This window comes from Sporosarcina sp. FSL K6-3508, assembly GCF_038615825.1.
GTDB lineage: Bacteria > Bacillota > Bacilli > Bacillales_A > Planococcaceae > Sporosarcina > Sporosarcina newyorkensis.
The window spans coordinates 3,360,783-3,383,117 of sequence record NZ_CP152016.1; the positions used below are offsets into that span (position 1 = coordinate 3,360,783).

Here is a 22,335-nt window from a genome sequence, read left to right on the forward strand (position 1 = left end):
AATATTAGTTTTTGCAAAATCAGAATTTCAGCTGTGACTTCGAAAAAACAAAAAGAAAACGAGTTCCGGCAAGAGCTCATTTTCGATTTCACAATCTTTTATCCAAACATCAGTATGCCTCTTTCTTTTCCAATTCACACAAAAGGGCATACAGCTGCAATATAATTATTTATGCATTCAATAATGCTACTACAATTAAATCCTACTGTCAACCTTTTTTGCTAGTAAAATGAAATACCCTTTTTTCTTCGCAACCGTCTCGACATTACCAAATAAGTCCTGTAAATACTCTACAGTGGAAGGAGCCCCTTGTTTCTTTTGGATAACTACCCATAGCTCTCCGCCTGAAATCAGTTTTTCATAGGCACCTTTATAGAACGAAAAGACCGTTTGCTTACCCGCACGTATAGGCGGATTCGTCAGAACAGCCGCAAAGTGATCGGACTCCACCTGCTCCACGCCGCTGCTTTCGTAAACCTTTACATTCTGAATATTATTCTTCTCAGCGTTCTGCTTAGAAAGAGTTAATGCACGTTCATTAACGTCGACCATATGGATAATTCGGTCTGGAAAAGCAGAGGCTATCGACAACGCAATCGGTCCATAACCGCAGCCAATTTCCAACAAGTCTCCCCTAACGTCCGGCTCTTTAAACGTTTCAGCTAATAATTTTGAACCTTCGTCAATTCCACTTTTGCTGAACACGCCTGCATCAGTCGTAAATGTGAAAACTTTATTCCGAATTTCTGCTTTCCATTCCTTCGGCGCACTAGAAACTTGAGGGTTTTTAGAATAATAATGCTCTCCCATGTTCATGCCTCCTGCTTTGGTTTACCGTAAATAACTGTAGATGAAGAAAAAAAGCCCGTCAAATAGACGGGCTTTTCTCAGATAAGTAGAAATTACTTAACTTCTACAGATGCGCCAACTTCTTCAAGTTTAGCTTTCATTTCTTCAGCTTCTTCTTTAGATACGCCTTCTTTTAGAGCTTTTGGTGCTTCGTCTACAAGTGCTTTAGCTTCTTTCAAGCCTAGGCCTGTGATTTCACGAACAGCTTTGATTACTTTAATCTTTTCAGCGCCTGCGCCTGCAAGAATTACGTCAAATTCTGTTTTCTCTTCAGCTGCTTCGCCGCCGCCCGCTGCTGCTGCTGCAACTGGTGCTGCTGCTGTTACGCCGAATTCGTCTTCGATTGCTGTAACAAGGTCGTTTAGTTCAAGAACTGTCATTTCTTTAATTGCGTCTAGGATTTGTTCTTTAGTCATTTTAAGTTCCTCCTGGAAATTTGTATTAACCGGTTTGTTCTATCCGGCGGTAGTTAAGATGCGTAATTATGCACCTTGTTCTTCTTTTTGTTCTGCAACTGCTTTTGTAGCAAGTGCGAAGTTGCGCACTGGTGCTTGAAGAACGCTGAGTAGCATGGATAGTAGACCTTCGCGTGAAGGTAGAGTTGCCAATGCTTTTACGTCTTCTGCCGATGCGACTGTTCCTTCGATTACGCCTGCTTTGATTTCAAGTTGTTCGTTCTTTTTAGCGAAATCATGCATGATTTTCGCAGGAGCCACTACGTCTTCTGTTGAGAAGGCAATAGCATTCGGGCCTGTAAGGTGTTCATTCAAGCCTTCAAGTCCTGCTACTTCTGTTGCACGACGTGCCATAGAGTTCTTGTAAACTTTAAATTCAACGCCTGCTTCACGAAGTTGTTTACGCAATTCTGTTACTTGTGAAACCGTTAAACCACGGTAATCCACAACTACTACAGAAGCTGCTTCTTTCAACTTGTCAGCGATTTCTGTTACAACCGCCTGTTTAGCTTCTAAAACTTTGCTCATGTTGACACCTCCTGAAAATTAGGGTCACTTATACCGATATAAAAAGCCCTCTCTGTCTAAGACATAGAGGGCTGAAAAGTCGTCATCTTTTAAAAAAGAGCGTCTTGTCCTCGGCAGGAACATTAAGTGGCAAGCCACACCTGCTGTCTTCGGTACAAATGGTTATCATCATAACAAGCGTAATCTTATCAGATCACTGTACACTTGTCAATATATTATTTTACAGTTACGCTAGACGGATCAACTTTTACAGCAGGACCCATAGTTGTCGTAACGTTTACTGATTTCATGTATGTTCCTTTTGCTGCAGCAGGTTTTGCTTTTTGAATCGTATCAAAGATCGTCAAGAAGTTTTCTTCCAACTTCTCGTTTTCAAAAGAAGCTTTCCCGATTGGCGCATGGATGATTCCAGCTTTATCCGCACGATATTCAACTTTACCAGCTTTGATTTCTTCAACAGCTTTCGCTACGTCAAATGTTACAGTACCTGTTTTAGGGTTCGGCATAAGGCCTTTTGGTCCGAGAACACGACCGATTTTACCAACTTCACCCATCATGTCAGGAGTTGCAACGATTACATCAAAATCGAACCAACCTTGTTGGATTTTAGCGATATATTCTGCATCGCCTACATAATCTGCACCCGCAGCTTCTGCTTCTTTTAACTTTTCACCTTTAGCGAATACCAAAACGCGTTGAGTTTTACCAGTACCATTTGGAAGCACTACAGCTCCACGGATTTGCTGGTCATTCTTACGAGTATCGATACCAAGACGGAAAGCTACTTCAACTGTTGCGTCGAAGTTTGTCGTAGTAGTTTTTTTAGCAAGTTCAATTGCTTCTTTCACAGAGTACGCTGCTGTACGATCTACAAGCTTCGCCGCTTCTGTAAACTTTTTACCTCTTTTAGTCATCTGAATTTTCCTCCTCATTTGTGGTTTTAACGGATTAAACCTCCCACTTAATGAAGGCTGCGCATCTCATACGACCGCAGCCTTCACCTTGAACCATTGCTTTATCAAGAAGATACGAAATCAGTCTTCGATCTTGAATCCCATACTGCGAGCAGTACCTTCGACCATTGCCATCGCCGCTTCAACTGACGCCGCATTTAAGTCCGGCATCTTTTGTTCAGCGATTTCTCTAACTTTATCACGTTTAACTGTAGCAACTTTGTTCTTGTTCGGCTCACCAGAACCCTTCTGAACGTTTGCTGCAACCTTTAGCAATACTGCTGCCGGTGGAGTTTTTGTGATGAATGTAAATGAACGGTCTTCGAATACAGAGATTTCAACAGGAATAATCAAACCTGCTTGATCAGCTGTACGCGCGTTAAATTCTTTACAGAATCCCATGATGTTAACACCTGCTTGACCTAATGCCGGTCCTACTGGTGGTGCTGGGTTTGCTTTACCAGCTGGAATTTGCAACTTCACTACTTTAGTAACTTTTTTAGCCACGAGACACACCTCCTTAAGTCCGTGATGTGGTAATTGGGTTGCCCCTCCCACTCAAATATGTGCCTGCCGACAATGTCGGTAGAATTGGTTTATCCGTACAGACTACGTCTGACCTTTGAAATGATATCACCATTACACAGATTTTGCAAGTAGAAATAAACCAATTACACATCAATCCATTTTTTCAACTTGGTCAAATGACAGCTCCATCTTCGTTTCGCGTCCAAACATATCGACAGTTACGACTACTTTCCCTTTGTCCAATTCGATCTCTTCCACTTTACCTTCAAAATGAGCAAACGGTCCTTCCAATACAGTCACGCTTTCGCCAACTTCGAAATCCACGTCCACTCGCTGTTCCTTCATTCCCATTTGTTTCAGGATGAATTCGACCTCTTCCGGTAATAGCGGAGTTGGTTTCGCCCCACCGCCTGAAGAGCCGATAAAGCCTGTTACCCCTGGCGTATTTCGGACAACGTACCAAGAATCGTCCGTCATAATCAATTCCACAAGCACATAACCAGGGAACGTTTTTCGCATGACGGTTTTCTTTTTACCTTCTTTGATATCTGTTTCTTCTTCTTCCGGAATGACGACACGGAAAATCTTATCTTGCATGCCCATTGTTTCGACACGCTTTTCAAGATTGGCTTTTACTTTATTTTCATATCCTGAGTATGTATGAACTACATACCAATTTTTCTCCATCTCCATCACATTGAGGACTACGCGTCCGTCCCTCCTTTAATTAAACTGAAAAAACCCGTTTATTCATCAAAACGGGATATTCTCAAGCTATTCATACTTTCTTTATCATAAACCAGTATACCATTTCATGACCTCTGAAATACCCATATCTACCAGTCCAAAATAAACAGCCATAAAAATGACAGTTGAAATAACAACTACCGTGTACTTCGTCAGTTCCTTACGCTTCGGCCAACTGACTTTCCGCATCTCTGAAACCACTTTTTTCAAAAAATCGCTGATCTTGCTCATTCTTCTCCAACCCTTCCGAATGACATAGCGCCCAACATTGAACTCTATGTAACTGGTCAAATGGTTTGCTTATGCAACGTATGCGCGTTGCAATGACTGCAAAACTTTTTGATGACGATTCTTCCGTCGCGGCCCTGATTACCAGCCGGCAAAGTATAGTTTCGCGAACCACAATTATCACAGCATATAATTATTTTTTTAACCATTTGGATTCACCTATTCAAGACAATAGTCTTGCTAAAGAGTACCATCTTACCAACGACATGTCAATTTACTTCCGACGTGATCATCGTACCAAATCCATCGCCATAGAGTGCTCCAACTTACGTTTGATGCGCTGAAGTGCATTATCAATCGACTTCACTTGCCGGTTCAACACTTCTGATATTTCGCGATAGGATTGTCCTTCCAAATAAAGCGTCAGTACCTCTTTCTCCAAAGCGCTAAGCACCTTGTTCATCTCTTCTTCCATGAACGAAAAGTTCTCCTTATGAATCATTAAATCTTCAGGATCATCTAATGTAGATCCTGCAATGATGTCGAGCAACGTACGCTCTTGTTCCTCATCATACATGGGCTTGTCCAGTGAAACCGAGGTATTGAGCGGAATATGCTTTTGGCGAGTTGCTGTTTTGATGGCTGTGATAATCTGTCTCGTTATACAAAGTTCAGCAAATACCTTGAATGAACTCAACCGATCCGGTCGATAATCACGAATCGCCTTATACAGTCCGATCATTCCTTCTTGTACAATATCTTCCCGATCTCCACCAATGATAAAGTATGTCCTGGCCTTCATGCGGACAATCGGCTGAAATTTCGTGATTAAAAAATCTAATATATCTGAGTTTCCTTGATGAATTCGTTCAATCATCTCTTCATCTGAAAGTGTAGAAAAATCATTTTTACTGTTCCCATTTTTCATATTCCGCACCAACCTCTCCACCCCAGAGTTCTATTGGTTTAATAAAGTTAGTATAGACGTGGAATTTTTTTACGTCAACTGCTCATTGCCCGCGTCTCAACTTTTCAAAGACCGCCGCAACCTCATCTGTTAGCGGGATTTTCGAAAAAGGACGATTCTCTTGAATCTTTCTGACTCTCAAGGCAATCATCCGATCAACTTCTTTCATCTCCAACTCTAACTCCCGAGCCGACAAACGAAGCGCTCCTTGTGCGAACACGACCCATTGTTCCACAAGGTCTGAAGTCGCTACATGAATTTGCGTCAATCGATTCGATAGTTCAGACACAAGTTTTTCAATCCGCTCATCTGCCGTTTCATTCTCTCGAGTAAAGACTACATCCACGCGGTATTGCTTCTTACGTTTTTCGATACCCGGCACTAGATGCGCATCAAAAACTACGATCACACGCCAGCCTTTATGCGCTTGGTATTCAGCCATTCGCTCAATCAGACGATCTCGCGCCTGCGCAAAGTCCTCTTTTTTTAACGCTTGCAGTTCAGGCCATGCCCCGATGACGTTGTAGCCATCAACGAGCAGCACATCTTTTTTCATGATGTCGCCTGGGCAGATTGGCGCTTTCTTAAAACTTCATACATCAGCAATGCCGCTGCCACTGAAGCATTTAAAGAGGTCACTCGGCCCACCATTGGCAAGCTATAAAGAAAGTCGCATCGCTCACGCAAAATTCTCGACATTCCCTTACCTTCACTGCCGATAACGACAGCAAGAGGGAGCGTCGCATCCATGTGGCGATAATCTGTAGAATTTGATGCGTCCGTTCCAGCAATCCAAACTCCACGTTTCTTCAGGTCATCCACAGTTTGCGACAAATTGTTGACTCGTACTACTGGAATATGTTCAATTGCGCCTGTCGAGGCTTTTGCCACAACCCCAGTCAACCCAACAGACCGTCTCTTCGGAATAATGATGCCATGGACACCAGATGCATCCGCAGTCCGCAAAATCGACCCTAAATTATGAGGGTCTTCCAACTCATCAAGGATGATGAAAAAAGGATCCTCTTTCCTATCACGTGCTATTTCAAACAAATCGTCTAGCTCCGCATAGTCATAGGCAGCAACTGACGCAAGAATCCCTTGATGGCTCAACTCCGTCATCCCATCCAGTTTTTGTTTAGGTGCCGTCTGGATGACTATTCCTGCCTCTTTTGCCAGCTTCATTATTTCTCCTATGCTTTTCTTATTGACACCTTCTGCTACCCAGATCTTATTTAGCTGTCTTCCGGAACGCAATGCTTCCACTACAGGGTTCCTTCCGCCGATCAGCTCAATTTCTTGTTCCGTCATGCCATTTCCTCCTCAGGATGTTCCACAAAATGAATCGCCTTCGCCATCAGCTCTGTCAAGCGTTCCTGTCGGCCTAATAAATAAACATAACCGAGGACCGCTTCAAATGCAGAGCTATAATTATACGTAGTGACATCAGTGTTTTTAGGGACAGAGCCTGACTTCGCATTACGTCCGCGACGCATGACGGCCTCTTCTTCCTCTGTCAGCAGTTGTTGTTCTCTCATTGTCCGGATGATTTGTGCCTGAGCTTTCGCAGAGACATATCGCGTAGCTTCTTTATGAAGCACTTGAGGCTTTACACGGCCGCTCCGCAATAAATGTTCTCTGACTGCCTGCTCGTAAACCGCATCACCCATATAGGCGAGAGCAAGTGCATTAAGCTGTTTGACGTCTATATCTCGCAAATTCCCCACGCTGTTACCCTCTTTTCCAGCGAGTGCCTTGCGCTGTATCTTCTAATACAATGCCTTTCGCCTTCAATTGATCTCGAATTTCGTCCGCTCTTGCAAAGTCTCGATTTTTACGTGCATCTAGACGTTCCTGTATGAGTGCATCCACTTCTTCATCCACTAACTCATCGACACTCTCAAACGGTAAGCCAAGGACACCCATCAACTGGTCGAACGCTTCTAAGAATCGTTCCAGCACTTGACGATCCGTATTTTTCTCCAATAAATAGACATTCGCCTGCTTTGCTAATTCAAAGATTGCAGCGATGGCATTGGCTGTATTAAAGTCATCATCCATCGCATTTTCAAATGCAGTAATCTGCTCATCGATACGACCTAGCCACGGTTGTGGATCTTCCGCCAGGTCAGCAGATGTTGTCAGCCGATGTTGTACGTTATGATGTGCCGTCCTAATTCTTTCAAGTCCATTTGCCGCATTCTCCACCAAGTCTTGCGCAAAGTTCACAGGGTGACGATAATGTACAGACAGCATGAAGAAACGAAGCACTTGCGGGTCAATCTGCTTACGAATATCATGAACCAAAATAAAGTTCCCGAGTGATTTGGACATTTTTTCATTGTCGATATTAATATAGCCGTTATGCATCCAATAGTTTGCAAATGTTTTACCAGTCGCCGCTTCAGATTGCGCAATTTCATTTTCATGATGCGGGAATGTCAAATCTTGCCCGCCTGCGTGGATGTCAATCGTGTCTCCAAGGAGTTCTCTCGCCATGACCGAACACTCAATATGCCAACCCGGCCGACCTTTCCCCCAAGGACTATCCCACGAAATCTCGCCTTCCTTCGCTGCTTTCCATAGCGCGAAATCAAGAGGATCTGATTTGATTGCATTCTCCTCAATACGAGCACCAACCTTCAATTCATCGATTGATTGGTGTGAAAGTTTTCCGTAACCGTCAAATTCACGCGTATGGAAATAGACATCTCCATTTGATTCGTATGCGTACCCTTTCTCAATCAACAGCTGAATAAACTGCACAATATCACCAATGTGCTCCGTTACCCGAGGATGGGCTGTTGCTTTTTCACAACCAAGCGCGCCCACATCCTCGAAATACGCTTCAATAAAACGATTCGTCAATTCTCCGACTTCCTCGTTCAATTCGTTTGCCGCTTTAATGATTTTATCATCTACATCCGTGAAGTTCGAAACGTAATTCACTTCATAGCCGCGGTATTCCAAGTAGCGGCGGACGGTGTCGAATGCGATGACAGGTCGCGCATTTCCGATATGAATGTAATTATAGACAGTCGGGCCGCAGACATACATCTTGACCTTTCCTTCTTCTATCGGAATGAATTTCTCTTTTTTACGCGTTAATGTGTTATAGAGTTGAATGCTCATGTAAATCTCCCTTTTTTCCATTCGTTGATTCTAGCTGTTCTGTCCGCAGCTGCAATTCTTGAATTTTTCCTTCCAGACGTTTAATTTCATCTGCTATCGGATCAGGCAGCGTATGATCCAATCGATCTTTCACTCGGACACCATTCGAAATGACAATCTTACCCGGAATTCCGACTACTGTGGAATTGGGCGGTACTTCTTTCAAGATTACCGAGCCTGCTCCCACCTTACTATTTTCTCCGATCGTAATGGATCCGAGGACTTTGGCTCCCGATGCAACCAACACGTTATTATGCAGAGTCGGATGGCGCTTTCCGCCTTCTTTCCCAGTCCCCCCAAGAGTCACGCCTTGATACAGCGTAACGTCATCTCCGATTTCACAAGTTTCTCCAATGACTACACCCATTCCATGATCAATAAAGAGACGTCTGCCAATTACTGCGCCCGGATGAATTTCAATCCCTGTGAAAAATCTACTGACCTGCGATACCACACGCGCCAGAAAACGAAGATTCCGCTTATAGAAGGCGTGGGCTATGCGGTGTGCCCATATGGCATGCAATCCCGAATATGTCAATATCACCTCAAATGAACTACGAGCTGCCGGATCCTGTTCAAAAATGCAATGGATATCTTCTTTCATACGTTTGAACACTGAACTTCCCCCTTTTTTTCAGTTAAACCAGATGGCGCTTTCCGCTTTTGGTGACAGCCAGCTTCAAGCGCCAGCCTCTCGGGACACTTCGGTCTTTCCGAAAAGGTGCAAAGACCGCACCTTTCTCGGCATGCCCTCCAGTGTCTGTCAAGGCTAGACGGCGCTTTCCGCTTTAGAATAAAAAAACGTCCCTGTCATTTATGATGACAGAGACGCATTGGTTGCGTGGTTCCACTCCGCTTGGAAGAAATTTCTCTTCCCGCTTAATGTCTTTAACGCAGACGATACGTATGGCCTACTAATTAGTTCAGCTCATCGCTCAAAGGTGCATTTCCATGTTAAATTAACTCAGGTCATTCCCAGCCTAGATGACCCTCTCTTTGGAGCATTCAACATGTACTTTCCTTCTCAACGCTTTTTTATGAAGATTCATATTACGTTCATTTTACACAAATCCAAAGAAAAGTCAATATTGATTATTTTGCAAATCTTTCGACACGCTGCAAAATCTTTTCTTTCCCGATTAGCGCAATTGCGTCCGGCAATTCCGGACCAGATGTTTGACCTGTTGTCACGACACGAACTGGCATAAATAAATTCTTCCCTTTATGTCCTGTTTCCTTTTGCACAGCTTTGATGGCAGCTTTAATGGATGGCGCATCAAACACCTCAAGAGCTTCCAGTTGCCCCTTCAATGAAGTCATTACTTCCGGTACTTGTTCGCCCGCCAAAATCTCCGATGCTGCTTCATCATATTCAACCGTGTCCTGGAAGAACTGGGCGGACAGCTCGACAATTTCAGCTCCGAAGCTTAATTGACCTTGGTATAAAGCGATTAGATCATGCACCCATGTTTTTTCTTCCTCGGTCATTTTTTCTGGTACGAGTTCTGCTGCCTGCAAGTGCGGCAACGTCAGATCAATCACTTCGTCAAGTGACAATTTCTTAATGTACTGATTGTTCATCCATGTTAATTTATTTGTATCGAACATAGACGGTGACTTAGACAAACGCGATTCATCGAACAATTTTACAAGTTCGTCGTGAGAGAAGATTTCTTCTTCCCCGCCCGGTGACCAGCCAAGCAATGCAAAGAAGTTGAACATCGCTTCAGGTAAATAACCCAAGTCTTTATATTGTGAAATGAATTGAATAATGGATTCATCACGCTTTGAAAGTTTCTTTCTGTCTTCATTGACGATTAACGTCATATGTCCAAGCTGGGGATGTTCCCAGCCGAACACGTCGAATACCATTAATTGTTTCGGCGTATTCGTCAAATGCTCTTCTCCACGGAAGACGTGGGAGATCTTCATCAGATGGTCATCCACTGCTACAGCAAAGTTGTAAGTTGGAATACCATTCGTCTTGACCATTACCCAGTCACCGATATCTTTCGATTCAAATGTAACTGTACCGCGAACTAAGTCTTGTACCGTGTACGTAATATTATCAGGCACTTGCATACGAAGGCTGTAAGAGAGACCCGCCGCTTCTTTTTCAGCTACTTGCTCTGCTGTTAAATTGCGGCATGTCCCATCATACATCGGTGCTGCGATTCCTGCTGCTTTTTGCGCTTCGCGTTTTGCTTCCAGCTCTTCGGGCGAACAGAAACATTTGTAGGCATGACCCTTTTCAAGCATTTCATCTGCATAGTTCTTGTACAGCTCCAAACGTTCTGTCTGGCGGTATGGTCCGTATTCGCCGCCCACGTCGATTGATTCGTCATGATGGATACCGAGCCATGTCAGGTTCTCCAACTGCGATAACTCGCCACTCTCGATATTTCGTTCTGTATCTGTATCTTCAATTCGGATGATGAATTTCCCATCGTAATGGCGGGCAAATAAATAGTTGAATAAAGCGGTCCGCGCGCCACCAATATGTAGTTGGCCTGTCGGACTTGGTGCGTAGCGCACACGTACTTCTTGTGTCATAATTGTCCCTCTCCGTTCTGATTGTTGAAAGAAGTTAATTGCCTATCTATTTTAGCATTGTGTTGTTTTTTTTGAAAGTCACTCGTTTTTCATCAATAAGATCGTAGCCATCGCAGCGATACCTTCTTCACGCCCTGGGAACCCAAGACGTTCCGTAGTCGTTGCTTTGACATTTACTTGAGTTAGATCCGCTTCCAATAATTCTGCTACACGTTGACGGATGTCACCGATATGCGGCGCCATCTTCGGTCGTTGCGCAATGATCGTGCAATCGATATTCCCTAGACGATAACCTTCTTCTTTGACCATTCCCCAAACTTTCTCCAGTAATACAGCAGAATCCGCATCCTTGAATGCTTCATCTGTATCCGGAAAGTGTGTGCCGATATCCACTTTTCCAATCGCTCCGAGTGCCGCGTCTGTCACTGTATGCAATAAGACATCTGCATCCGAGTGGCCAATTAATCCCTTTGTGTGCGGGATTGTGATGCCTCCAATAATGAGGGGGCGATCTTCTGCAAATGCATGTACATCAAAACCTTGTCCAATTCGAAACATGAGGTGATTCCTCCTACTTTCTTCTTTCCAGCAAGACTTCGCCAATTGCTAGATCTTCCTGGGTCGTCATTTTTACATTATCATATGAACCTTCTACAATTTGCACGCTGTATCCTATGCGCTCTACAAGCATCGATTCGTCAGTCCCGAGAAAACCTTCTCGAACTGCTGCATCAGAAGCTCTTTTCAGCAATTCATATCGAAATGCTTGCGGCGTCTGAACTAACCATAAATTCTCACGGTCCAGCGTTTGCTGCACGACATTATTCGCCGCAAGCTTGATTGTATCCTTTGCTCTCACTGCTGCAATTGCTGCACCTTTTTCATTCGCTGTGCTGACCAGTTTGCGGATGACAGACGAATCAAGGAAAGGTCTTGCGGCATCATGTACAAGCACAATGCCGTTACCTTCATATGTCTCTATGCAGGCGGCTACGCTATTTTGCCGTTCTCCGCCGCCTTTCACAAAGGTAATAGTCTTTCCTTTGTCACTTCTTGCAAGCATTTCTTTAATGACAGTTTGTTCTTCAGGCTTTACAGCTATAATAATTTCCTCACAGTGAGGATCCTCTAAAAAAACACTCACCGTATGATACAAAATCGGCAATCCGCCGATCTCTAAGAAAAGTTTGTTCTGACCGGCACCCATACGCTTTCCACTGCCTGCAGCCGGGATCATTACTGTATAATTCACATTAAGTCCTCTGCTTTCTGTAGCCGATTCACCGGCCTTTCGGTTTTGCAAAAATCATTCGTCCCGCAGATGTTTGAAGAACACTTGTTACGACGACATCAATTGCCTGCCCGATATGCGTTCTGCCATCCTCAATGACAATCATCGTGCCATCATCCAAGTACGCTACACCTTGGTTATGTTCTTTACCATCTTTGATGACGACTACATGCATTTCTTCTCCCGGAATAACGACCGGTTTAACTGCGTTTGCCAAATCATTGATGTTCAAGACTGCCACTCCGTGCAAATCAGAGACTTTATTCAAATTAAAGTCATTCGTCACGACAAGACCTTCCATCTTCTTTGCCAGCTTCACAAGTTTTAAATCCACTTCCGCTACATCGTTAAAATCCTCATCCGTGATGAGCACGGTCGGTCCGTCGTCATTTTGCAGACGCTTTAGAATATCCAAACCGCGTCTCCCTTTAGTTCGCTTTAATGTATCGGATGAGTCGGCTATGTGTTGCAGTTCAGTTAACACAAACTGAGGAACGACGAGAATTCCTTGCAAAAATCCAGTAGCCGCAATATCCGCGATACGTCCGTCAATGATGACACTTGTATCAAGTAGCTTATAAACATTCTTCTGAGGCGCCACAGTTTCAGTCGGCTCCTTCTTTTTTATCGTTGTATTGCGCAAATTAGAGAAAGCGTTGATAAACTCTTCCCATTTCTTAAAACCTACCTGGAAACCTAAATACCCTAGAAGTATGGATAGCAAGACGGGCAGTACAGATGAAATAACAGGAATCTCAATCGCATTCAATCCGAAACTGACCAAAAACGCTACGCTTAACCCTACGATTAAACCTATAGTACCGAATAGCAAATGCATGATCGGCGCCTTCAAAAGTCGTTCTTCAATCCATTTAATAAAGTCCACAATCGGTTCTGTTAAAAATAAGCTAAATAAATATAGAATGATTGCTCCTAAAACAGCTTCGACGTATGCGTTTTCTATCGCGGGGCGTGACGTAAAAGCGAACATGGCAAATAAGTACGGTAAAAATAAAACACCGAGAGTTCCTCCGATTAACAGGAAAGAAACCTGGACTACTCTTTTCAACATTCTCTTTCACCTCCTTTTCCTTCCTATTAGTATACAACGAATCACAGTAAGTCGCTTAGGTTAAGCGAGGGGTTTATTGCCCCCTCACTTCTATTAGGACAATCTAAATGCGGCAAAGGTTTCTTAACGCTTCAACCAGTCTACTTACTTAAAAGCAATTCCAAGCGCCTCCGAGATTGTTTCAACCCCGACTACTTGGATGCCTGACGGTACATCCCATCCCCCCATATTGGATGACGGCATGATAATCCGCTCAAACCCCAGCTTGGCAGCCTCTGTGACACGCTGCTCAATTCTTGATACCCTTCTTACCTCACCCGTTAACCCTACTTCACCAATAAAACAATCTCCAACCCCTACCGCGGTATCCCGATAACTCGACACGATACTTAACAGCACTGCTAAATCGATCGCCGGTTCATCCAACTTTACTCCCCCAGCCACCTTAATATACGCATCTTGAGTTTGTAATAACATGCCTGCACGTTTTTCAAGAACCGCCATCAGCAAAGAAACGCGATTTTGATCAAGGCCCGTCGCCATCCGCTTCGGATAGTTGAAACTAGAAGGTGTAATCAACGCCTGTATTTCTACTAATATCGGACGTGTTCCTTCCATCGAAGCAACAATGGTCGAACCCGCGCCTCCTTGAGATCGTTCACGCAGGAATAATTCGGAAGGATTCAATACTTCCTTCAACCCAGACTGCAGCATTTCAAAAATAGCGATTTCATTGGTCGAACCAAAACGGTTCTTCACACTCCGTAGAATACGGTAGGTATGATGGCGCTCTCCTTCAAAATAAAGGACGGCATCCACCATGTGTTCGAGCAACCTCGGTCCTGCAATCTGCCCTTCCTTTGTAACATGACCGACGATGAAAATCGCGATATTTTGCGTCTTGGCAATCCGCATTAATTCCGCAGTACACTCTCGAACTTGCGACACACTCCCAGGGGCAGAAGTAACTTCGGGATGATGTACTGTCTGAATGGAGTCCACAACAAGAAATTTCGGTTTCACTTCATCGACTGTTTCATGGATCATACCTAGATCTGTTTCTGCGTAAATATACAGCTCATCTGATTTGACACCCAATCTTTCTGCCCGCAACTTTGTCTGTCGTATCGACTCCTCGCCGGATATGTACAGGACGCGTTGTTGCTGGTTGGCAAGCAACGAAGATACTTGCAACAACAATGTCGACTTTCCTATCCCCGGATCCCCGCCAATCAATACAAGTGAGCCGGGCACAATCCCCCCACCGAGCACGCGATTCAGTTCATTCAATTCTGTTTTCACACGCGGCTCTTCCACCATTTCAACCGCACTAATCGGTAAGGCCTTTTGCTTCACTTTTTCACCGTGTTGAAAAGCTGCACGGGGACCTTTTTGCACAATTTCCACTTCTTCATCCATCGTGTTCCATTCACCACAGCCTGGACAGCGTCCCATCCATTTCGGAGACTCGTATCCACAGGAACGACACATGAATTTAGATTTACGCTTAGCCATATTCTCTCTCCCTATACGAAAAGGACAGCTCGCTGCGCTTTTTAAATTTCTAAGCGAGCGAGCTATCCGGATTTTTATTTAGTTAGTTACTTACGGATTCAGTTTGTTTTTCTGTCCGTACCACGAATTTATCGTCGTTCACATCAATCACTACTTTTTCACCCATAAGAACTTTACCTTCTAGTAATTCTTCAGATAAACGATCCTCTACGTGCTTCTGTAGCGCCCGGCGCAATGGTCGAGCTCCATACTCCGGATCATACCCTTCGTCGGTGATCTTATCCTGTGCAGCTTCTGTCAACACAAGCTCAATATCTTGTTCTGCTAATCGCTTCGCAAGATCTTCAGACATTAGGCTGACAATTTGTCGCAAATGTTCTTTCTCCAGTGAATGGAATACAATCATGTCATCCACACGGTTTAAAAACTCCGGTCTGAACGTTTTCTTTAACTCGCTCAGCATTTTTTCTTTCATATCTTCATAATCAGATTCGCCGTCTTGGATATTGAATCCGACATATCGGTTTTTCTTCAACTCAGTAGCCCCAACGTTTGACGTCATAATCATGACCGTATTACGGAAATCTACCGTCCGACCTTTAGAATCTGTTAAGCGTCCGTCTTCCAACACTTGAAGTAAAATATTGAAAACATCCGGGTGTGCTTTTTCAATTTCATCCAGTAAGACAACGGAGTATGGTTTACGGCGAACTTTTTCTGTCAGTTGGCCGCCTTCCTCGTAGCCTACATAACCTGGAGGTGAACCTACAAGACGAGACGTTGCATGTTTCTCCATATACTCGGACATATCGATACGAATCATAGCATCCTCATCACCGAACATCACTTCTGCCAGCGCACGAGCCAACTCTGTTTTACCAACACCTGTTGGACCTAGGAAGATAAATGAACCGATAGGACGTTTCGGATCTTTCAATCCGGCACGCGCACGGCGGATTGCTCGTGAAATCGCTAAGACTGCTTCATTTTGACCAATCACGCGCTCATGTAGGATTTCTTCCATTTTGAGTAATTTAGCTGATTCGGTTTCCGCAATCTTATCCACTGGGACTCCCGTCCACATCGCTACAACTGCAGCGATATCATCGACAGTTACTTCAGACTCTGTTTTTCCTTGTTTTTCTTTCCATGCTGCTTTTGTTGTTTCTAATTCTTCCTTCATCTTCTGCTCTGTATCACGGTAAGAAGCCGCTTTTTCAAACTCTTGGCTCTGAACAGCTGCATTCTTTTCAGAACGGATCGCTTCTAGCTTCACTTCTAATTCCTTCAAGTTTGGAGGAGTCGTATATGAACGAAGACGAACTTTAGATCCTGCCTCATCCATCAAATCAATCGCTTTGTCCGGTAAGAAACGATCGGAAATATAGCGATCAGACATTTTCGCAGCTGCTTCTACTGCTTCATCCGTTATCTTCACTCGGTGATGCGCTTCATAGCGATCACGAAGTCCTCTAATGATTTGGATAGTCTCTTCCACCGTTGGTTCATCTACTTGGATCGGCTGGAATCGACGTTCAAGTGCTGCATCTTTTTCAATGTATTTACGATATTCATCTAATGTAGTAGCGCCGATACATTGTAATTCTCCTCGAGCGAGAGAAGGTTTTAAGATATTAGATGCATCGATCGCACCTTCCGCTCCGCCCGCGCCAATCAATGTATGCAATTCATCGATGAACAGAATGATGTTTCCTGCCTGACGAATCTCTTCCATCACTTTTTTCATGCGGTCTTCAAATTCACCGCGATATTTCGTGCCCGCAACAACTGTACCCATATCGAGCGTCATAACACGTTTGTCACGTAAGATTTCAGGTACTTCATTGTTGACTACTTGCTGTGCCAACCCTTCTGCGATTGCAGTTTTACCAACACCAGGCTCTCCAATCAAGACTGGATTGTTTTTGGTACGACGAGCCAGCACTTCAATTACACGCGTAATCTCTTTGCTTCGTCCAATAACTGGATCCAAAGTGCCTTCACGTGCAATCTCTGTTAAATCTCTAGCTAAACTATCCAATGTCGGTGTAGCGGCAGAAGCGTTGTTTGAAGTACTGCCAACTGAACTTTCATCATTGCCGAGTAACTGAAGAACTTGCTGGCGAGCTTTGTTTAAGCTGACGCCCGCATTGTTCAGGACGCGAGCCGCTACGCCTTCTCCTTCTCGGATTAATGCTAATAAAATATGTTCTGTACCAATATAGGAATGACCCAGCTTACGGGATTCATCAACCGAAAGCTCGATGACGCGTTTTGCACGCGGTGTATAATGAACGATCGGTCCTACATCTTTCGAGCCCACGCCTACAAGAGCCTCTACTTCCCGTTCAATCGTATCCGCATTGACACTAATGGCGTCCAGCGCTTTCGCTGCAATTCCACCGCCTTCTCGGATCAATCCAAGTAAAATATGCTCTGTACCAATTGATTCGTGTTTTAAGCGTATTGCCTCTTCTTGAGCCAGTTGCAAAACTTTTTGCGCACGTTGTGTAAATCGATTAAACATCATATCCATTCCCCTCTTTTCTTCATAAATAGAACCTATTCTATGTTATGCCAGTTGAATCCTCATTGCTTTAATCCTTCACTCTATACCTATTCATATCATTTCATAAAAAGCCGTAATTTAAACCTCAATACTGACTTTGACTATCTTTGATTAACTATAAATCCAAATTGACGATCTTGCAAAAAGTATGCTCAGGACTTTTCAGAATTGTTTCCTGGAGCTTGCGTACATTCAATTCCTAAGCGATCACGGAATAATTTTGCACGAAATACGTCGCGTTGGTCTGATGTTAATTCTGTACCCGCATATTGCTGAAGGAAACCTGGCTGCATGAAAATCATTAATTCATTTAAAATTGCCATGTCTAAATTTTCTATGATACCTAAATCAATACCCAAACGGACATCGGACAAACATCTGGCTGCTTCTGCGGAAGGTAGTATACGGGCATGAGTAATCGTACCAAGCGAACGGTAAAGCCGATTTTCCAAATGGACCTGTGATTTCGCTAATAATATTTCACGGGACTTTTTCTCGTGTGCAATCAAACGCTTTGATATATTGTCCAGATCCTTCAATATTTCTTCTTCAGACTTGCCAAGTGTTGTTTGATTGGATATCTGATAAATATTTCCAAGGGCTTCACTGCCTTCTCCGTAGCTACCGCGCACCACCATCCCAAGACGTGATATTGCAGGAATAATCCGTTCAATTTGCTTGGTGATGGTGAGAGCCGGTAAATGCATCATGACAGATGCCCGCATACCGGTTCCTGTGTTGGATGGACAACTAGTCAAATAGCCAAACGTCTCATCAAAAGCATAATCCAAGTTTCGTTCTATCTCGCTGTCTACTTGATTCGCCTGCTCATAGGCAGTATCGATTTGAAAGCCAGGATAAATACATTGGATACGTATATGGTCTTCTTCATTCACCATAATACTGATTGTTTCATCTTCTGAAAGCAGGACCGAACCGTATTTATCTGGGTCGATTAACTGTGGGCTTACCAAATGTTTCTCAACTAATATTTGTCTCTCAAGAGGCGATAGGTCTGACATCGACGTGCCCGCAAAATGATGCTCTTCCATAGTAGCCACCGCTTGGTCAACTGCTTCATTGACACGTTTAGCGTCTTCTTCAGAAGCACAAATAGGGAATAGGTAACTTTGCAGGTTGCGTGCTAATCTGATTCTTGTAGATAGGACGATATCCGAATGTTCTCCCTTTGCCACCATCCAGCCTGTCAGCTCTTGTTTGATGAATTTTTCAAATGACATGTTGATCGTCACCTCCATCGGCCAATTGCTTTTTTACTGTATTGGCTTCATCTCGTAATACGGCAGCTTCTTCAAAACGCTCAGCTTCTACCGCTTCCTTCATTTTTGTGCGGATGTCCTCTAATTGTTTTTTCAAAGCAAACCGTTCATTGAAGGAGACTGGTACCTTACCACCATGATTTGTATTGCCGTTATGCAATTTAGCAAACACTCGTGGCAGCTGCTCGCGGAAAGTATCGTAGCACGTCGCACATCCAAATTTCCCAATGTCTAAAAACCTATGAAAAGTCAGTCCGCAACTCGGGCATTTGGGGCCATCAGGCAAAGTCTCATTCGACTTTTGACCTTGTAATAATTCTGAACCTCCAAGCCAATGTGCCAGAAATTGTTGAATGGACAACGGCTCTTGATCAGGGCTGAATGAAAATGTCTGGGAGTAAAACGCACATTTATCACATAAATGCCGCTCTGTCGTGCCATTCATTGTCTCTTGTTTAAAAACCACAGTGGCCGGACGTTCTTTGCAGTTTTCACAAAGCATTTATCATCACCTCATTCTACTTCTTCATAAATCAATGTGACTAACATGGCGCGGAGTATTCGCGAACGCAATGCATCTCGTTCAGGAAGCATATAGCGCAGTGTGGCTCGACCCACCGCAGCTAACATAAGTTTGGCTTCACGCTCTGTAATCACTTCTTCTTCAATCAAACGAATAATTACATCTTCAGCCATCGTAGAGGATGCTCCCGCTTCCAAACTTCCCAGCGCTTGCTCGAGCAAGTCCTTCCGTGAATTCGTCTGCACCCGATAAATCCGAATGTATCCACCGCCTCCGCGTTTTGACTCTACTGCGTAGCCTCTCTCGACTGTGAAGCGAGTTTTGATTACGTAGTTGATCTGCGAAGGAACACATTGGAATTTCTCGGCGACTTCATTCCGTTTGATTTCAACAGAGGCACTGTCTTCCTTTTCGATAATGGACTTCAAATACCCTTCAATAATGTCAGAAATGTTCCGCATCTCGTCACCTCGTTTCTGCTCGTTCTCTTAGTTGACTTTGACTATCTTTGACTTGATTGTATCGCAGAAAATGCGTGAGATGCAATTGATTTGTTTTAATATGTATGTTTGATTTTTTTGCATGTCTTGCGTTAGGCTGTCTCTCTACATGGAGGATTATTCAAGATCTTTTCATGTTTTTCATTGAACGAAAAAAACCACGCAAGCTGTCTGCGCGGTTAGATCTCTCTTATATAGTCATAGGTTCTTTCTTCAATGGTTCCAAGTCCACTTCAAAGCCCATATCTTCTAACATTTGTTGGTCTTTGTCGTTTTCCTGACCCGATGTTGTCAAATAGTCACCGATGAAGATAGAGTTTGCAGCATATAAGCCAAGTGGTTGAAGGCTGCGAAGGTTCACTTCGCGTCCACCCGAAATTCGTATTTCTTTTGTTGGATTGATGAAACGAAATAGGCTAAGTACCTTCAAGCAATAGCGCGGATCCAGTTCAGAGGTCCCTTCTAGCGGCGTCCCATCCACGGCGTGCAGGAAGTTGACTGGAATGGAGTCTGCATCGAGTATCCGCAGGCTGTGTGCCATGGAAATGACATCCTCTTTTGTTTCACGCATTCCGACTATTACGCCAGAGCAAGGAGATATTCCCGCTTCCTTTACATGTCCTACTGTGTTTACACGATCATCGTATGTGTGCGACGTAGTGATGCTTTCATGGTGTTCGGCAGAGGTGTTCAAGTTGTGATTGTATCGGTCTACACCTGCTTCTTTCAAGCGTGCGGCTTGTTCTGGCTTCAGAATTCCTAAACATGCACAAACGGTCATTCCTTTATGTTTCTCTTTAATTTGCTTGACGGAATCAATAACGATTTCAAGCTCACTAGCCCGAGGTCCTCGTCCACTTGCCACGATACAATAAGTGCCCGCTTTATTTGCAGCAGCTCGCTCTGCACCTTGTAATATTTCTTCTGATTTCATCATTGCATACTTTTCAACCGGTGCTTTTGACACAATCGACTGGGCACAGTAGCCACAGTTTTCCGGGCACAACCCCGACTTCGTATTGATGATCATATTAAGTTTTACTTTGTTTCCATAGTAATGGGATCGGATCGAGTACGTCGCATGAAGCAGCAACAGCAAATCTTCATCCGGACTATTTAATATTGAAAGCGCTTCCTCATTTGTTAATACGTGACCTTTCAAAACTTGGTCAGCCAGCCTTTGATAGTTCGTCAAAATGTATGCCTCACTTTCAAATGTTTTGAAATTCTAAATGCGAATATTCCCGCCAGTACGGCTAGCACAATATCCTTCGGTAATGGAGGAATCATCCAAAGCCATGCAATTTTGTACGTAAACACCTCTGGCGCCGCAGCCCAAACTTTATAGGCGACATACATCCAGTTCGTACCCAATAAATAGTTGATTGCTGTCGCAACAAGTGATGCAATAATATAAGATGGCAGTGTATTCTTACGCTCCACGATTTTACCTGCTACATAAGCAATCAAGATGAAAGTAACGATAAAACCAAATGTCGGGCTTAAGATTTGGCCAAATCCACCTTGAAACTTAGCAAATACAGGAGCCCCTGCAAGGCCGACCATCATATAGACAGTCATCGACAATGCACCAAGACGGCTACCCAATAACAATCCTGACAAAACAGCGAAAAATGTCTGCAATGTAATAGGTACTCCCCCGACTACTAAAAATGGTATGAAAGAAGTGATATTAGCCCCATTCATCATTAAAGCAGCAAACATTCCACTATATACAATTGACAATGTACTGAATTTACTTTGCGGACGTCCTTCCGAAGCTGTCGTCATCATGACACCTCTTTCTATTTTGAGTTACTATAAAAATAGTAATGGTTGACTCATTGATTGTCAACTCGTTTTTAATTTAAGTTAACTAATAATTTATGGAACATCTTATATGTAAGGAATGACACCCTTTTCTTATCCAATAAGGCAAGAAAGAAACAGACAAGACCCACATCTACCCCTGCTGGCAATTTCTTAGAATGAACAAAATGCTTTCTCTGCAAAAAAAGAACTACCCGGGAAGTCAGATGAACATGACTTCTCGGGCAGCTCCTATTTCTTTTTATCGACTTTGTCTTCTTTTTCTTTCCTGAAAAGAAAAAAAGCAAGTACACCACTTAATGCAGCGGCGCCAAAGGTAATCCAAACACGCGAATCCCACGGTACTTCTTCATAATTATTCTCCAACATAATCCAGGCAAGCGTGCCGACAAGTGCCGCTATCGGAATGGAGTATTTAAAAAACTGCATGATTCCTCACCTTTTCAAGTTACTCCTTTAATTTTACCATGTTTCAGTAAATTTCTCTATGCGCACTCCGGTCTTCAAGAACTTCATCAAACATTCACTTGACGATTACCTACAAAGCCGCTATGATATGGTTAGAATTATCGAAATAATTTAATAAGAATCATATCTTATCAAGAGAAGCAGAGGGACTGGCCCAAAGACGCTTCAGCAACCAGCCGATGGGCAAGGTGCTACTTCCAGCAGTATGCCGAAATGGCACACTGAAAGATGAGAGGGAACTGGTCATTGCGATTACAAAGCCTTCTATTTACTTGAAGGCTTTTTTTGATTAGAGAAAACAAAGGGGG

General features: G+C 43.6%; 26 protein-coding genes, 1 riboswitch and 2 other annotated features. All 26 genes read right to left on the reverse strand.

Annotated elements, in window-relative coordinates:
- Positions 1-195 precede the first annotated feature (195 nt).
- Entirely contained in the window at positions 196-810 is a 615-nt protein-coding gene (locus MKX97_RS16765) for a class I SAM-dependent methyltransferase (RefSeq protein WP_342536530.1), read from the reverse strand.
- Between the two features lie 92 nt (positions 811-902).
- On the reverse strand, positions 903-1,265 hold the full coding sequence (gene rplL, locus MKX97_RS16770; RefSeq protein WP_009499067.1) for a 50S ribosomal protein L7/L12: 363 nt from the start codon (positions 1,263-1,265) through the stop codon (positions 903-905).
- 66 nt (positions 1,266-1,331) lie between these two features.
- A complete protein-coding gene (rplJ, locus tag MKX97_RS16775; protein WP_009499068.1) occupies positions 1,332-1,832 on the reverse strand; it encodes a 50S ribosomal protein L10 in 501 nt (166 codons plus the stop codon).
- 30 nt (positions 1,833-1,862) lie between these two features.
- Positions 1,863-2,003: a sequence feature (ribosomal protein L10 leader region), on the reverse strand.
- A 44-nt stretch (positions 2,004-2,047) separates the two neighbouring features.
- Entirely contained in the window at positions 2,048-2,746 is a 699-nt protein-coding gene (rplA, locus tag MKX97_RS16780; RefSeq protein ID WP_040759935.1) for a 50S ribosomal protein L1, read from the reverse strand.
- A gap of 120 nt (positions 2,747-2,866) precedes the next feature.
- Positions 2,867-3,292, reverse strand: coding sequence for a 50S ribosomal protein L11 (rplK, locus tag MKX97_RS16785; RefSeq protein ID WP_029053289.1), 426 nt, complete (start codon positions 3,290-3,292; stop codon positions 2,867-2,869).
- A 171-nt stretch (positions 3,293-3,463) separates the two neighbouring features.
- Positions 3,464-4,000, reverse strand: a complete 537-nt coding sequence (gene nusG, locus MKX97_RS16790; RefSeq protein ID WP_040760196.1) for a transcription termination/antitermination protein NusG — start codon at positions 3,998-4,000, stop codon at positions 3,464-3,466.
- Positions 4,001-4,105: 105 nt separating this feature from the next.
- Positions 4,106-4,291 (reverse strand): preprotein translocase subunit SecE, encoded by a 186-nt coding sequence (secE, locus tag MKX97_RS16795; protein ID WP_009499072.1) that lies wholly within the window; start codon positions 4,289-4,291, stop codon positions 4,106-4,108.
- A gap of 56 nt (positions 4,292-4,347) precedes the next feature.
- Complete coding sequence (rpmG, locus tag MKX97_RS16800) at positions 4,348-4,497, reverse strand: 50S ribosomal protein L33 (protein WP_342536531.1); 150 nt, start codon at positions 4,495-4,497, stop codon at positions 4,348-4,350.
- A gap of 80 nt (positions 4,498-4,577) precedes the next feature.
- Entirely contained in the window at positions 4,578-5,216 is a 639-nt protein-coding gene (gene sigH / locus MKX97_RS16805) for an RNA polymerase sporulation sigma factor SigH (protein WP_078818379.1), read from the reverse strand.
- Between the two features lie 82 nt (positions 5,217-5,298).
- A complete protein-coding gene (locus tag MKX97_RS16810; protein WP_342536532.1) occupies positions 5,299-5,811 on the reverse strand; it encodes an NYN domain-containing protein in 513 nt (170 codons plus the stop codon).
- On the reverse strand, positions 5,808-6,566 hold the full coding sequence (gene rlmB, locus MKX97_RS16815) for a 23S rRNA (guanosine(2251)-2'-O)-methyltransferase RlmB (RefSeq protein WP_342536533.1): 759 nt from the start codon (positions 6,564-6,566) through the stop codon (positions 5,808-5,810). Before rlmB ends, MKX97_RS16810 begins: the two co-directional genes overlap by 4 nt.
- Positions 6,563-6,982: a Mini-ribonuclease 3 gene (locus MKX97_RS16820; protein WP_009499076.1), complete on the reverse strand. Its 420-nt coding sequence runs from the start codon at positions 6,980-6,982 to the stop codon at positions 6,563-6,565. Before MKX97_RS16820 ends, rlmB begins: the two co-directional genes overlap by 4 nt.
- Before the next feature lie 4 nt (positions 6,983-6,986).
- Complete coding sequence (gene cysS / locus MKX97_RS16825; protein ID WP_342536534.1) at positions 6,987-8,387, reverse strand: cysteine--tRNA ligase; 1,401 nt, start codon at positions 8,385-8,387, stop codon at positions 6,987-6,989.
- A complete protein-coding gene (gene cysE / locus MKX97_RS16830; protein ID WP_342536535.1) occupies positions 8,368-9,042 on the reverse strand; it encodes a serine O-acetyltransferase in 675 nt (224 codons plus the stop codon). The genes cysS and cysE overlap by 20 nt, the downstream gene beginning before the upstream one ends.
- Before the next feature lie 205 nt (positions 9,043-9,247).
- Positions 9,248-9,463, reverse strand: a binding site (T-box leader).
- A gap of 55 nt (positions 9,464-9,518) precedes the next feature.
- Positions 9,519-10,979, reverse strand: a complete 1,461-nt coding sequence (gene gltX, locus MKX97_RS16835) for a glutamate--tRNA ligase (RefSeq protein WP_342536536.1) — start codon at positions 10,977-10,979, stop codon at positions 9,519-9,521.
- A gap of 78 nt (positions 10,980-11,057) precedes the next feature.
- Entirely contained in the window at positions 11,058-11,537 is a 480-nt protein-coding gene (gene ispF / locus MKX97_RS16840; RefSeq protein WP_342536537.1) for a 2-C-methyl-D-erythritol 2,4-cyclodiphosphate synthase, read from the reverse strand.
- A gap of 13 nt (positions 11,538-11,550) precedes the next feature.
- Positions 11,551-12,231 carry a 2-C-methyl-D-erythritol 4-phosphate cytidylyltransferase gene (gene ispD / locus MKX97_RS16845; protein ID WP_078818702.1) on the reverse strand — a complete coding sequence of 227 codons (681 nt, stop codon included), beginning with the start codon at positions 12,229-12,231 and terminating at the stop codon, positions 11,551-11,553.
- Between the two features lie 28 nt (positions 12,232-12,259).
- Positions 12,260-13,342: a PIN/TRAM domain-containing protein gene (locus MKX97_RS16850; RefSeq protein WP_009499082.1), complete on the reverse strand. Its 1,083-nt coding sequence runs from the start codon at positions 13,340-13,342 to the stop codon at positions 12,260-12,262.
- A 144-nt stretch (positions 13,343-13,486) separates the two neighbouring features.
- Complete coding sequence (gene radA / locus MKX97_RS16855) at positions 13,487-14,857, reverse strand: DNA repair protein RadA (RefSeq protein WP_009499083.1); 1,371 nt, start codon at positions 14,855-14,857, stop codon at positions 13,487-13,489.
- An 82-nt stretch (positions 14,858-14,939) separates the two neighbouring features.
- Positions 14,940-17,387 (reverse strand): ATP-dependent Clp protease ATP-binding subunit, encoded by a 2,448-nt coding sequence (locus tag MKX97_RS16860; protein ID WP_040759940.1) that lies wholly within the window; start codon positions 17,385-17,387, stop codon positions 14,940-14,942.
- Between the two features lie 191 nt (positions 17,388-17,578).
- On the reverse strand, positions 17,579-18,667 hold the full coding sequence (locus MKX97_RS16865; protein WP_009499085.1) for a protein arginine kinase: 1,089 nt from the start codon (positions 18,665-18,667) through the stop codon (positions 17,579-17,581).
- Complete coding sequence (locus MKX97_RS16870) at positions 18,657-19,208, reverse strand: UvrB/UvrC motif-containing protein (protein ID WP_342536538.1); 552 nt, start codon at positions 19,206-19,208, stop codon at positions 18,657-18,659. Before MKX97_RS16870 ends, MKX97_RS16865 begins: the two co-directional genes overlap by 11 nt.
- Before the next feature lie 11 nt (positions 19,209-19,219).
- The gene (locus MKX97_RS16875) at positions 19,220-19,690 is read right to left on the reverse strand and encodes a CtsR family transcriptional regulator (protein WP_009499087.1); all 471 of its coding nucleotides are present in this window, start codon (positions 19,688-19,690) and stop codon (positions 19,220-19,222) included.
- 229 nt (positions 19,691-19,919) lie between these two features.
- On the reverse strand, positions 19,920-20,924 hold the full coding sequence (bioB, locus tag MKX97_RS16880) for a biotin synthase BioB (RefSeq protein ID WP_009499088.1): 1,005 nt from the start codon (positions 20,922-20,924) through the stop codon (positions 19,920-19,922).
- Positions 20,921-21,523, reverse strand: coding sequence for a biotin transporter BioY (locus MKX97_RS16885; RefSeq protein ID WP_342536539.1), 603 nt, complete (start codon positions 21,521-21,523; stop codon positions 20,921-20,923). Before MKX97_RS16885 ends, bioB begins: the two co-directional genes overlap by 4 nt.
- A gap of 267 nt (positions 21,524-21,790) precedes the next feature.
- Positions 21,791-21,988 (reverse strand): hypothetical protein, encoded by a 198-nt coding sequence (locus MKX97_RS16890; RefSeq protein ID WP_009499090.1) that lies wholly within the window; start codon positions 21,986-21,988, stop codon positions 21,791-21,793.
- A gap of 164 nt (positions 21,989-22,152) precedes the next feature.
- Positions 22,153-22,262, forward strand: a riboswitch (SAM riboswitch).
- Positions 22,263-22,335: the final 73 nt, after the last annotated feature.